The 12,948-nt window shown below is 48.1% G+C and carries 9 protein-coding genes; 5 read left to right on the top strand and 4 right to left on the bottom strand.

What is annotated here, in order from left to right; translation table 11 throughout:
- Positions 1-35: 35 nt before the first annotated feature.
- Positions 36-1,508 carry a PQQ-dependent sugar dehydrogenase gene (locus LZG73_RS15200; RefSeq protein ID WP_233851377.1) on the top strand — a complete coding sequence of 491 codons (1,473 nt, stop codon included), beginning with the start codon at positions 36-38 and terminating at the stop codon, positions 1,506-1,508.
- 13 nt (positions 1,509-1,521) lie between these two features.
- Here the strand turns inward: LZG73_RS15200 and LZG73_RS15195 are convergent, their stop codons facing one another.
- The 4 genes from LZG73_RS15195 to LZG73_RS15180 form a co-directional block, all read right to left on the bottom strand.
- The gene (locus LZG73_RS15195) at positions 1,522-1,728 is read right to left on the bottom strand and encodes a hypothetical protein (RefSeq protein WP_233851367.1); all 207 of its coding nucleotides are present in this window, start codon (positions 1,726-1,728) and stop codon (positions 1,522-1,524) included.
- A 9-nt stretch (positions 1,729-1,737) separates the two neighbouring features.
- Complete coding sequence (locus LZG73_RS15190; RefSeq protein ID WP_233851365.1) at positions 1,738-1,995, bottom strand: hypothetical protein; 258 nt, start codon at positions 1,993-1,995, stop codon at positions 1,738-1,740.
- A 294-nt stretch (positions 1,996-2,289) separates the two neighbouring features.
- A complete protein-coding gene (locus LZG73_RS15185; protein ID WP_233851363.1) occupies positions 2,290-3,720 on the bottom strand; it encodes a RagB/SusD family nutrient uptake outer membrane protein in 1,431 nt (476 codons plus the stop codon).
- A gap of 20 nt (positions 3,721-3,740) precedes the next feature.
- Complete coding sequence (locus LZG73_RS15180; protein ID WP_233851361.1) at positions 3,741-6,818, bottom strand: TonB-dependent receptor; 3,078 nt, start codon at positions 6,816-6,818, stop codon at positions 3,741-3,743.
- Positions 6,819-7,018: 200 nt separating this feature from the next.
- Between LZG73_RS15180 and LZG73_RS15175 the strand changes: the two genes are divergently transcribed.
- From LZG73_RS15175 to LZG73_RS15160, 4 genes are read left to right on the top strand one after another with little or no spacing between them, the layout of a single operon-like run.
- A complete protein-coding gene (locus tag LZG73_RS15175) occupies positions 7,019-8,437 on the top strand; it encodes a sulfatase (protein WP_233851359.1) in 1,419 nt (472 codons plus the stop codon).
- A gap of 1 nt (position 8,438) precedes the next feature.
- A complete protein-coding gene (locus LZG73_RS15170; RefSeq protein ID WP_233851357.1) occupies positions 8,439-10,187 on the top strand; it encodes an arylsulfatase in 1,749 nt (582 codons plus the stop codon).
- Between the two features lie 36 nt (positions 10,188-10,223).
- A complete protein-coding gene (locus tag LZG73_RS15165; protein WP_233851355.1) occupies positions 10,224-11,657 on the top strand; it encodes a sulfatase in 1,434 nt (477 codons plus the stop codon).
- A gap of 13 nt (positions 11,658-11,670) precedes the next feature.
- Positions 11,671-12,936, top strand: coding sequence for a mandelate racemase/muconate lactonizing enzyme family protein (locus tag LZG73_RS15160; protein ID WP_233851353.1), 1,266 nt, complete (start codon positions 11,671-11,673; stop codon positions 12,934-12,936).
- The last annotated feature ends 12 nt before the right edge of the window (positions 12,937-12,948 follow it).

Raw genomic sequence — 12,948 nt, 5'->3', positions numbered from 1 at the left:
TCGTTTTGTTGAAACTTAACTTTACGGATCTGATCATGTCGTTTTCAATGCGCTTTATATGCCTTATCATTATTATTCTTGCCTCCGCAGCAGCCGGTTTCGGTCAGAAAGCGGGGCAAGAAAAATTTAAAAAAAGAATCATTGCAAAGGGGACTTCTGATCCCTGGGAGATCGTTTTCGGACCGGACAAGCATTTGTGGGTCACCGAATCGAAAGATTACCGCGTGCTCCGAATCGATCCGGAGAGTGGGAGCAAAGATATTTTGATCGACCTGAGCGGTGAAAAGACATTCCCCAATTATGACAAGACAAGCGACTCCATTGACGGCGGCAAACCCGCGCCTCAGGGCGGGCTCATGGGCATGGCGCTCCATCCCGATTTATTGAACGGAAAGCCTTTCGTTTACCTTGTGTTTGTTTACGATTTTGAAGGAAAAGACAGGCCGGGCGATGGTCACGATCCGAAAGATCATGGCTATCACTACAAAACCAAAATTGTCCGTTACACTTACGATCCGCAGAGCCAGAAACTGCAAGATCCGCAGACGGTCAGCGATGCAATTCCCGGAAGCAATGATCACAATGGAGGCCGGTTGCTGATTTCGTCGGTGGAGGGCAAGAATTACTTGTTCTATTCCATTGGCGATATGGGTGCGGGCCAGTTCAAAAATGCCGGCCGCACCAATCACGCGCAAGATTTATCTGTGTACGAAGGAAAAGTGCTGCGCTTCAACACTGTGCCAGACACAGATCAGAACCAAAAAGATCAATGGATTCCAAACGATAACCCATTCAGCCAGGCGAAGCAAAACGCGGTGTGGTCACTCGGTCACCGCAATCCGCAGGGCCTTGCGGTTATGGATGTGAATGGCAAACAAATCATTTATTCCGCCGAACATGGCCCATTTTCTGACGACGAAGTCAACATCATCAAGCGCGGGAAAAATTATGGCCACCCGCTGATCATCGGCTATCCCGACGGCAACTATAATGGTTTTGCAGCCGCTGTCACAGACATTGACAGTTTGCCGGGCAAATGGAACACCAAATATCCGCTTATTACCAATGAGCAGGACGCCGCCAGAAAACTCAAAAATTATGAACCGCCCATCAAGAGCTTTTACCCAACCCCAAACAAGCAGCTGCTCGCATTTGGAGACACAATCCTGTCCGGCCAAAAAAGCCCCGACTGGCCAGCGCTGGCGCCATCCGGCATTGCCGCCTATAACAGCAATGCCATTCCGGGATGGAAAGGCTCATTGCTGATCACTTCATTAAAAAAAGGGAAAATCGTGCGGTTAAAGCTGAACGCCAGCGGAACGGGTGTTGCAGATGAGCTCGATTATTTTGAAAACAAAGTCCGTTACCGCGACGTCGCCGTATCGCCCGATGGCCTGAAAATCTATTTGATAACAGATAAATCCGCTGTCACATCGGGCCCATCTGCCGAAAACCCCGAAGGCTCCGCGGAACGAGGCGCAATCATTGAATTCAGTTATCAGGACTAGGAAATCGCATTGCTCAAAACCAATCCTTAACCCAGACATAACCTACAATAATTCCCACAACCAACCCGATAGGCCCGGCCACAAAGATGCTGGTCATGCCGGCTTCCATGCTGCGATCGTGGCTGTTGGAGGAGAACTTTCCGATCAGGAAGTAACTCAGGCAGGCGAGGAGGATGTAGCCTGCGAAGCCCGAGAGCATCGCAATTAAGAAGTTTTTCATGAGTTGCGTTTAATCACTGAATGATTTGATAATGAGCAGCAAAACCACGGCAAGAACCAATGCTGAGACTTTCAACCATTGGTAATTGCTCATGTTCATGGCAATTAACGAAAGCAAAAGCACGAGACCGGTTACTTTAATGATCGTTTCCACACCGGGCATTTCGTGGCTTGGCTTGGTTGCCTGAAAAAGTGCCCAGATCACATAATAACCATAAACAGCGATGAGGATCCAATTGACGACGGTTATAACTTTTGCAAAGGCCATATTATTTTATTTTTCAAGGCTGATAGATGAATAGTGTGGTATAATGTTGACGCTAATTAAAAATTTAATCCGACATCCTTCTCCTGGTCGCAAGAAGAGAAGCACATGGAGAAGCCAAATCAAAATGCTTGCGGAGAAGACATGACAAAAGTATGGCGGCCCCGAGAGGCCGCCAATTAAAATGGGTATACAAAAGGTTATACAGCCTGGAAATGAGGTGTACAAGAGGTGTACAAGGCTTTATTTATCAGAAAAAGACTGCATTTTCACCTATTTAAGGGCAACTAACATGCATTATTTGTAACCTTCATTCTGTTTCAGACTCGGATTGCGGTCAATTTCACTTTGCGGAAGCGGAAATAAAACCTGATAGTCAAATGCCACTTTTCCCCTCGCTTTGGCCAGCTCAATGAACTTGCCATGGCGGATCAGATCCTGGCGGCGCAGCTCTTCCGAGAAAAACTCCCAGCCGCGTTCTTTCAAAATATGCGCCCGGAATGCATCTTTCGTTGCGTAGCTGGCGGCTGCCAATGCGGGTAAACCAGCTTTTGCACGAACCTGATTGACCAAAGCAATTGCTTCCTGCGTCGGGCCGCTCAGCTCATTGATCGCCTCCGCTTTGCTTAAAAGAATGTCAGCATAGCGGACAACAGGAAAGTCATTTCCCATATCCGCGCCGGTTGCAGGAAGGTCCTCTTCAAATTTGAAGCTCCGCTTATCGTCCTGTCCCAGAACAATGTGCTTGCCGCTCAGGTCATCATATTCAGTCAGGAAAGCGCCTAATCGCTGATCTTTTGGATCAAATGAATCGTAAAAGCTGGACAATGTTTTGAGCTGCGTTGCATAATTTGCTTTTGCCACACCTTTGTATTTGTAGTTTGGCGGTGCAGCGTGTGGAAGATAATTGGTGCCAAGTCCAGGCTGGGCAACATGCGGCCTAACATAAATGAACTCGCTGTTTTTCTCATTTGCCAATTTGAAAAGATCCGTGCGGTTAGGCGCATCGAAAAGACTATAAGCATTCAAAGCAATGACTTTTTGCGCAGTCTCATTTGCTTTTGCCCAATCTTTGTTATTGAGATAAAACTTCGTCAGGAACGCAAGTGCGGCTCCTTTCGTGGCGCGGCCATATTGCTTGGCGGCAACAGGCAAAACTTCGCTTGCGGCAGTTAGTTCGTCGGTCACGAATTTGATAAATTCTTCCTTACTCGCGCGTGCAGGACGGTCTTCGCTTGTGCTGACGCTATTGGTAATAATAGGCGTAGGCCCAAACAAATCGTAGAGATAAATATATCCGCTAGCGCGCAGAAAGCGCGCTTCCGCGACAATTTGCTTCTTTCTTTCCTCGTCAAAATCAATGTTAGGCACATTGTCTATCACAAGGTTCGCCCGGTAAATTGCGCTGTAATAACGCGTCCAGGCCACATCAAAAAACTCGTGCGATGCATTCCAGGTGAAATCTTCCAATGGCTGCGCCAATCCGCGCAAGCCGCCTTCGCGAATAATAAGCAGGTCCGTCGTCACTTCGGCCATCACGAAAATATTGCGGAAGCCGTCCGTTCCTTGCTTTTGTTCAAGTGCATACGCAGCATTCAGCAATGCCTCCGCATCGTCGGCTGTTTTGAAAAAGTTGTTAGGGCCAAAAGAAGAGAAAACTTCTTCTTCCAAAGGCTTATCGCACGCTGCAACGCCGATAAAAAGTAACAGATAAAGTAATTTTTTCATTTTATAAATCTTAATCGTCATTAAAAGTTGATGCTCAGCCCGGCCGTGTAGGTCCGTGAAAGGGGGAATGCATTGTAGTCAGCACGGACATTGGAAGTTCCAAATGCGCTCACCTCGGGGTCGTAACCTGTGTATTTGGTGATGGTAAACAGGTTCTGTCCCGTTACATACACTTGCACGCCTTTAATGTGCCTCCACTTGGCCGAAGGGAAATTGTAAGTAAGCTGCACCGATTTCAAACGCAGGTAAGACGCGTTTTCCACAGCACGGCTGTTCACATTGCTTGTATAGGCCACAGCCACCGGAATGCCGGAAGAGTTTTCATTCGTCGGGTTCGAAGGCGTCCAGCGGTCGGTGTAACTTTCAGCAAGGCGGTTACGACGGAAGGAAATCGGGTTTTCCGACTCCGTGCGGTTCAGGTTGAAAAGCGTGCTTCCCTGCACGCCCTGGAAAAAGAATGAAAAGTTGAACGGACCATAAGTAAAATCATTATTCACACCATACGTGAAATCCGGAAATGGTGAGCCAAGAATCGTGCGGTCCTGCGAGTTGATCGTGCCATCCTTATTCACATCGCGATATTTGTATTCACCCGGACGCGCCAGCGGCTGCGCCGAAGAAGCAATGTCATCCGCCTGCTGGAAAACGCCATCCACCACATAACCATAATAAGCATTCAATGGATCGCCTTTTCTGATAATGGTAAAATCATTGGTAAATCCGGCCGAACCTCCCAGGATGAACGGCAATGTTCCCAAATCGGTAACCTCATTTTTTACAATTGAAAAGTTAACGCTCGATCTCCAAGTGAAAGGAGCAGTCACATTGATAGACGTTAACCCAAGCTCAAAACCGCTGTTTTTCAATCCGCCCACATTCTTGAATGTGGTTGTAAAACCCGTCGTGCGCGGAATAGGCAGCTGCAAAAGCAAGTCTTTGGTTTGTTTGTGAAAATAATCGAGGCTACCCGTCAGGCGGTTTTCAAAAAGTCCGAAGTCCAGACCAATGTCGAGCTGGCTCGTGGTTTCCCATTTCAAATCGGGGTTAGGAAGCTGCGTTGTGGAAATGCCCACATAAGGCGTTCCATCGAAGATGGCTTGACCTTGCGGTCCGAGCAATACCAGGGATTTGTAGCTTCCAATGTCCTGATTACCAGTGATTCCATAACTGGCCCGCAGTTTCAAATCAGTTAGTGGGGTTACGTTTTTAAGAAAAAGCTCATCCTTGATCCGCCAGCCCAATGCCACTGACGGGAAAATCCCATATTTCTTGTTATCGCCAAATCGGGACGAACCGTCGGCGCGGATGGATGCGGTCAGCAAATATTTATCCATCAAATTGTAATTCACGCGGCCCAGATAGGAGAGCAGCTGGTTTTTCGTCCGGCCCGAGCCAAGAGAAAAAGTGCTTTGCGCACCAGCCGAAAGGTTATCGGTTCCCAAAGCGTCCAGCGGAAAGTTTTGCGCACCTGCCGAAAGCGAACTCACTTCAAATTCCTGGTAAGTGTAACCGCCCAGCACTTCCAGCTGATGTATTTTATTAAATGCCTTGCTATAACGCGCCGTCAGCTCCACCAAATTATTGGACGAATTACTGGTCAGAACGCTGGCAATTCCTTTTGTTCCTTCCGCTCTTTTTGTGAGGCGGGAAGTGAAAATATCACGACGCGAATCCTGGCGATCCGTTCCAAAGTTGATTTTGGCAGAAAGCTCGGGAAGAAAAAAATATTCGGCAAAAACGCTCGCGAACGTTCGGCTGCTTTTGGCAAAATCACGCACTTCGTTGGCCAACCCAACCGGGTTTTCAAGGTTAACGATCTGCGTCTGCGTCCATGTGCCATTTGCATTTTTAATCGATAAAGTCGGGTCTTGGAAAATGGCTGTGTTGATCACGCCCGCGCCTTCGTTAACGCTAACGCCATTCGGCACAAAATCATCATTAACCTGGCTGGAATTCAGGTTGAGGCCAAATTTGAACTTGTCGTCCGTATAATTCAGGTTCACACGACCCACATATTTCTTGATGCCAGAGCTGATCACGACGCCTTTCTGATCCAGATAGTTCAGAGAAGCATAGTAAGTGAATTTGTCCTGACCGCCTGAAAAAGACAGTTGATGATTTTGTAAATATCCTTTTCTGAAAACCTGATCCTGCCAGTTTGTTCCCTGACCAACCTGCGCAATTTGTTCACTTGTAAATTCCGGCTGCTGTTTCTGGTCAGCACGCAGGTCGTTCAGCAGCGACATATATTGCTGGGCATTCAACATTGGCACCGACTTGGTAACATTGGAAACAGCTCCCGAAACAGCATAATTGACATTCAGCCTTCCTTTTATTCCTTTTTTTGTCGTGATCAAAATCACTCCATTGGCGCCACGAGACCCATAAATCGCCGTTGCAGACGCGTCTTTCAGGATTTCTACCGACTCAATGTCATTCGGATTCAATGCATTCAATGGGTTTCTGGGCGCAGCCTCGGTCACCGCAGTCGAGCTAGGAACCACGGAGGAATTGTTGACGGGCAATCCGTCAATCACATATAATGGCTCGTTGTTGGCATTGATCGAATTTGCCCCGCGAATGCGGACTGTAACGCCGCCGCCCGGTTCAGAACTGGATTGCGTAACCTGCACACCCGCCGAGCGGCCAGAAATAAGCTGGTCCACAGATGTTTGCACGCCTTTGTTGAAATCTTTACTGTCCAGCGAACTCACCGAACCAGTAATGTCGCGCTTCTTCTGCGTGCCATAACCCACCACAACGAGCTCATTCAACTGCTTTGTATCGTCACTCAGCTGAATGTCAACCTGCGAGCGTCCTTTCAATTCAATTTCCTGCGTCAAATAGCCAATCGCGGAGAAAACCAGCACAGCATTGGATTCGACCTGGATCTCAAAAATGCCGTCCGCATTCGTCGTCGTTCCGGTTGTGCTGTTTTTTACCAAAACATTGATTCCAGGCAGCGGTGACTGATCATTGACTGAAACAACTTTTCCTTTAATGGCGCCGGATTGTGCAAAACCTTGTAGAGCAACAACACTGGCCAAAATCGATGCCAGCACATAACTGCGATGGCAAAAGCGGAGAATTTTAATCATGATTACTTATTTAAGCGATTACTCTACTAATTTGATCGACAAAGTAACTTTATAATTAGTAAACAATCAATAATTCCCTTTGCCTTTTTGCAATTGTAAAGTCTTTAAATTTACTTTGTCTATAATATAACTAGATTATTCCGCATTGAGCCACCCATTTGCCGGAATGCCATTTTAGTATTGTCTCTCATTTCACCAGGATGATCTTAGAAAAAGCATTTTATCAGCATGCCCGAAAAGTGCTCAAACCAGTCGCTTTCGCTTTATTTACACTATATCATGTGCCTGGCCAAGCGGCAGCAGAAAAGCCCAATGTCGTCATCATCATGGCGGACGACCTGGACAGCAGGCAGCTGAGTTGCTATGGAGGCCAGAATCTGAAAACAACGCACATTGATAAACTTGCCGCCGAGGGCCTGAAATTCAATAACATGTATGCCTCGGAAGCCATGTGCGTGCCCACGCGTGCGTCGCTTTTCACCGGGCTCTATCCGGTTCGCCACGGATCATTTCAAAATCACAAACCCGTTTATGATCATCTGAAAAGCGTCGGACATTATCTGGCTGATTTGGGTTACCGCGTCGGTTTGACAGGAAAAGATCATGTTACCAAGCCAAAAAGCGTATTTCCATTCGATATCATTGAAGGCTTCGAGCCCAATTGCGTTTCGCCGACAGACGATTACAAGCTCGACGACGTCAAACAATACATTACGGCCAGCGAGCAGCCTTATTGCCTGTTTGTGATGAGCATTAATCCGCACACGCCGTGGACTTCTGGTGACAGCACGGAGTTCGACAAAGACAAATTAAAGCTCCCCGCCGACTGGGTCGACACGCCGGTTACACGGCGACAATATGTCAAATATCTGGCGGAAGTGAGGCGGCTGGATGATCAGGTGGGTGACATTACCAATTTGCTGCGCGAGACAGGACAGGACAAAAATACGATCGTCATTTTCCTGGGCGAACAAGGCGCGCAGTTTCCCGGAGCAAAGTGGAATCTGTGGGATTCTGGTCAAAAGAGTTCGATGATTGTAAAATGGCCCGGCAAAGTAAAAGCATCCACGCAAACAGGCGCTATTGTTCAGTATGAGGACATTACGCCAACGCTTATTGACATTGCTGGCGGACAAGCAATTGCGGGTCTGGATGGAAAAAGCTTCGTGCCCGTGTTGTCCGGAAAAAGCAATGCAGCCAGAAAATACGCATTTGGCATTCATAACAACATTCCCGAAGGCGACCCTTATCCCATCCGCAGCATCCGCGACGTTCGTTACAAGCTGATCGTCAACCTGACTCCCGACAAGCAATATTACAACCGCTTCATGATGAACCGCGACAAGCCCGATCGCAACACGGTTTGGTTTTCGTGGGTTGAAAAAGCCCAGACCGATTCTGTTTCTAAAAAGATTTTGAACCGCTTCACGAATCGCCCGCCTATTGAATTCTACGACACGCAACAAGACCCGTTCGAATCCAAAAACCTGGCCAATGATCCTGCTTACAAACAAATCATCGCAAAACTGAAACAGGAATTGGACGCATGGATGAAACAGCAGGGCGATGAAGGCGCAGCGATTGACAAAGTTTATGCCAAAAAACAACCGGAAAAATAACTTGGAAAAAAAGCTACTCACCTTGCTCTTCTTGTTTTTGGCAATGCATGTTTCGGCTCAAAAAGCTGCAAAACCCAACATTCTGCTGATCATGACCGACGATCAGGGATATGGTGATTTTGGCTTTACAGGCAATCCTTACGTCAAAACGCCCAACATTGATCGGCTCGCCGCCCGCTCCACGAGGCTGACAAATTACCACAATTCCCCCGTATGCGCACCCACGCGGTCGAGTCTGCTCACAGGTCGTTATGCGCAGCGGACAGGCGTTCGCGACACGTATAATGCAGGCGCAATGATGGCCACCGAGGAAGTTACCCTGGCCGAAATTCTGGAAAGCAATGGTTATCAAACCGGCATTATCGGTAAATGGCATTTGGGCGATAATTATCCGTTCAGACCGTCGGACCAGGGCTTTCAATACAGCGTTGTGCATGGCGGCGGCGGGGTAGGGCAGCCCGGCGACCACATTGAAAACTTCGTGCGCACCGACAGCAGTTATTTCAACACAGTGTTGTCCGAAAACAACCGCAAAGTCGAAACGAAAGGTTACTGCACGGACGTCTTCACTAATTATGCAGTGAAATTTTTGCAGGAACAAAAGGCGGCGCCATTCTTTTTATATGTTTCCTACAATGCACCACACACGCCTTTGCAACTCCCGAAAAAATACGAGGAGCTTTACGCAGACCTGAAATTCAATGCTGATTTTGATAAACAAAAAGACCAGCCCTGGGCGGCAATGACCGAGGGTGACAAAGCCGACGCGCGTAAAGTTTATGGAATGGCCACCAACATTGACGACAACGTAGGCCGGATTTTACAAGCATTGAAAGATCAGAAACTTGAAGAAAATACCATTGTGATATTTCTGACAGACAATGGCAACCAGCAGCTTCGCTATAACACAGGTTTTCGCGGTTTGAAAGGCACCATTTACGAAGGCGGAACCCGCGTTCCGTTACTGATCTCCGGCGCCGGATTATTTCAGCAGGATACAGATGTGAAAGCATTGCTCGCGCATGTCGACGTGGTTCCAACGATTTTGGAGGCGGTCAAAATTGCATTGCCGAAAAACCTGAAAATCGACGGACAGTCCGCATTCACCGTCTTGCAAGGAAAAACGGCGGCAAAACCAAGAACATTTTATAACACCTGGAATCGCGGCTGGCCGGAGCCTTACCGCAATGCGGCTTTTTACAAAGGCAAATACAAACTGACTGCATTCAATGCAGACCCAAAAGATCCGAATTCCTTCGGGCTCTTTGATCTGGAAGAAGATCCTTCTGAAAAGACAAATCTCAGCCAGAAGCATCCGCAAATTGCAAAAGACCTTAGAAAGGGCCTTGACAGTTCATTTGTAGACATTTCGGCCAGTCCCAACCTGAGCCAGCGGCGCGTCATTGTGGGTTCACCGCACGAACCTGTTTCCACATTAACCAGGCAGGATCTGGGCGGAACCTCGGTTAACTGGCTAAGTGACAAAGCGACCGGTTACTGGGCCATTACTGTGCGGCAGGATGGTTTTTATAGTTTTAAGTCGATCAATATCAAGCCGTTGTCGAAAGAAACGCGCGCATTGGTGCGGATTGGCGTGACACAGCGAAGTGTGGTCATTGAAGAAGAAAAGCCCTCAGCGGAATTTGACAAAATATTTTTGAAAAAAGGCGATTATCAGGTCGGATCCTGGTTCGAGGGGCGCGATGGCACCACAGGGCCCTACTATCTGGAAATCGCTCCAAGCAAATGAACCTGCCACATTTAATCCAATCAATGTCTTACGAATATGATTTTTACTAAACGCTTAGCAATCGCATTATCGCTGCTCATGGCTTTTCCGCTGGCCAGTGAGGCGCAGAAAAAGAAAACGCAGCAGCCCAACATTGTCCTGATCGTGTCCGACGACCATAGTGCGCCATTTTTGGGAAGTTACGGCTATCCGCAAATCAAAACACCGAACATTGATAAGCTTGCCAAAGAAGGGATTCTTTATCGGCGTGCTTACACCACCGCACCGCAATGCGTGTTGTCCCGCGCCGCGATCATGACGGGCCGCAACACGCTCGACATTCAGATGACACGCTTTTCTGCGCCTTTGGATAAGTCGGTAACTGCTTATCCGGAGCTGCTTCGCAAAGGCGGATATTACACCGGGATTTTGGGCAGGAACTTTCATTTGGACGGCAACCGCCGCGTTCCTGAAACGGTGGAGGTTTTGGAAAAATATGGTTTGGAAACATTCAAAAACCGCGTTGATTATCTCAAAGTGACTGGTAACCGCGACAGCATTTATCAGCAATACACGGAGTTTATGGATCAGGCGCCAAAAGGAAAGCCTTTTTTCGTGCAGGTGGGTTACAGCGATCCGCACCGGATTTTTAATGCAAAAGACTTTGAGCCTAATCCCGCAGACCTTTCGCTGCCCAAACATTGGCCCGACACCAAGCAGGTTCGCGAAGATTTCGCTTCCTATCTGGGCGAAATTCAGCGTCTGGATGGCGACGTAGGCCGCGTTTTGGATGATTTGGAAAAACGTGGATTGGCAAAAAATACATTGGTTGTCTTCATTGGCGACAACGGTGGCGCACTGCTCAGAGGGAAGGGAACATTGTATAATCTCGGCCTGAATGTGCCGCTGATCATGCGCCATCCCGGACTCATTAAAGCAGGGCAAACCAGCGATGCGCTCGTTTCAGGCATTGACATTGCGCCAACTTTTCTGGATGCAGCAGGCATTGCCATTCCCAAAGACATTACGGGCGCGAGTCTGGTGCCTTCATTCCAGGGCGCAGCATTCAACGGACATGAATACATTTATGCCGTTCGCGGCGCGCACGGGCAGAATCTGCCACATAATTCCGCTGACTTTGACCTGGGCAGAACTGTTTTTAACAAAAAATACAAGCTCATTTACAATGCGATCTGGCAAATTCCTTATTACCCGGTGGATTTTGCAGGACAGCCTTTCTGGCTGGATTTGAAGCAGCGCCATGCAGACGGCAAACTGGATCAGCAATTTGATAAACTGCTTTTTGCCGAGCATCGCCCGATGTTTGAAATCTATGACGAAGAAAAAGATCCTGAAGAAACGAACAACCTGGCCGGCAAGCCCGAGCTGAAAGAAACCGAACAAAAGCTTAAAACGCTCTTGCAGGAATGGATGATCCTTAACCGTGATTATCTGCCATTGCCCATTGAACCCAAAGCAGTTGCCCCCTGATTTAGTTGATCCGATGATTGAGAAAAAAACAATAAAACGAAGAAACTTTCTGGCCAGCGCAGGCCTCTTGCCCGTTTTCGGGTTGGGAGATTTTGCTGTAAAAAGGCAGGATTTTGCCAATGAAAAGCTGCTCATTACCGCATTGAATGTGCATGAAGTGAAAGTGAATGCGCGCGGCAACTGGTTTTTCATTGAGCTAAAAACTAACAAGGGAATCACGGGCCTGGGAGAAGCTTCCCAAGGATTTACAGCCGCAATGCCCGGCGGCAAAGCGCAGTTATTGAGCGATCTGAGTGCTTTTTTTGAATTGGTTAAAAATGAATCGCCCTTCGCCGTGGAGCAATTCCGTCAGCGCGGTTTGCAGAAAGCTGCGAAAAGTGGAAAAGTGGCGATAACCGCATTTAGCGCCATTGAACAGGCACTTTGGGACTTAAATGGCAAAGCGCTGGGCATTCCGGTGTATGATCTTTTGGGCGGGAAGTTGCGCGAAAAGCTGAAAGTGTATGCCAATATCAACCGCGCCACCAACGAACGCGACGCCAGTGGCAGAAGGCTCATCACGTCATTTCAGGCCAATGCAGAAAGTGCATTGAAAAGCGGTTTCAAAGCCGTAAAGCTCGCGCCGTTTGACGACATGAAGCCGCTCAAAAGTGCCGATCAGAAACAGATCGAATCGGACATTGATTATGCGGTCAATTGCGTTGAGGCCGTGCGCAAAACCATTGGGCCGGACACCGATCTGCTCATTGACGTGCACAGTCATCTCAATAAAGCATTGGCAATTGCCACAGCAAAACGGCTCGAAGCATCCAAACTTTACTGGTTTGAAGAAGCCATTGACCCGGAGAAAAATCCCGGTGACACCAAAGAAATTACCGACGCGATAACGCAGGGATCTGCGGGCGGAGAATCGATATTTGGCAGACAGGGCTTCGAAACATTGATTAACACGAGGGCATTGGACATCATTATGCCCGATGTAAAACATTGCGGAGGCATTCAGGAACTGCGTTTTATTGCAGCGCATGCAGAGACGGCTGGCAACATTTCTGTTGCTCCGCACAATCCGAGCGGACCGGTTTCCACGGCGGCAAGTGTGCAGGTTTGCGCCACCATTCCTAACTTTTCAATCCTCGAATATGCTTTCGGCGAAGTGCCCTGGCGCGCGGAGGTGATCAAACCCGCTGAGAAATTTGTCGACGGATACATTCACGTGCCGGACACCCCCGGCCTCGGACACGAATTGAACTTTGAGCTGATCAAGAAATACGCCGTTTAACCAATCAAAACT

It is taken from the genome of Dyadobacter sp. CY326 (genome assembly GCF_021390515.1).
In the GTDB taxonomy this organism is placed as follows: Bacteria; Bacteroidota; Bacteroidia; order Cytophagales; family Spirosomataceae; genus Dyadobacter.
This window is presented reverse-complemented; position numbering and strand designations above follow the sequence as displayed.

Excerpts from the sequence above, each read along its gene's own strand:
- LZG73_RS15180 (WP_233851361.1), bottom strand. The coding sequence starts at position 6,818 with ATGATTAAAATTCTCCGCTTTTGCCATCGCAGTTATGTGCTGGCATCG.
- LZG73_RS15200 (WP_233851377.1), top strand. The coding sequence starts at position 36 with ATGTCGTTTTCAATGCGCTTTATATGCCTTATCATTATTATTCTTGCC.
- LZG73_RS15160 (WP_233851353.1), top strand. The coding sequence starts at position 11,671 with ATGATTGAGAAAAAAACAATAAAACGAAGAAACTTTCTGGCCAGCGCA.
- LZG73_RS15190 (WP_233851365.1), bottom strand. The coding sequence starts at position 1,995 with ATGGCCTTTGCAAAAGTTATAACCGTCGTCAATTGGATCCTCATCGCT.
- LZG73_RS15195 (WP_233851367.1), bottom strand. The coding sequence starts at position 1,728 with ATGAAAAACTTCTTAATTGCGATGCTCTCGGGCTTCGCAGGCTACATC.
- LZG73_RS15185 (WP_233851363.1), bottom strand. The coding sequence starts at position 3,720 with ATGAAAAAATTACTTTATCTGTTACTTTTTATCGGCGTTGCAGCGTGC.
- LZG73_RS15175 (WP_233851359.1), top strand. The coding sequence starts at position 7,019 with ATGATCTTAGAAAAAGCATTTTATCAGCATGCCCGAAAAGTGCTCAAA.
- LZG73_RS15165 (WP_233851355.1), top strand. The coding sequence starts at position 10,224 with ATGATTTTTACTAAACGCTTAGCAATCGCATTATCGCTGCTCATGGCT.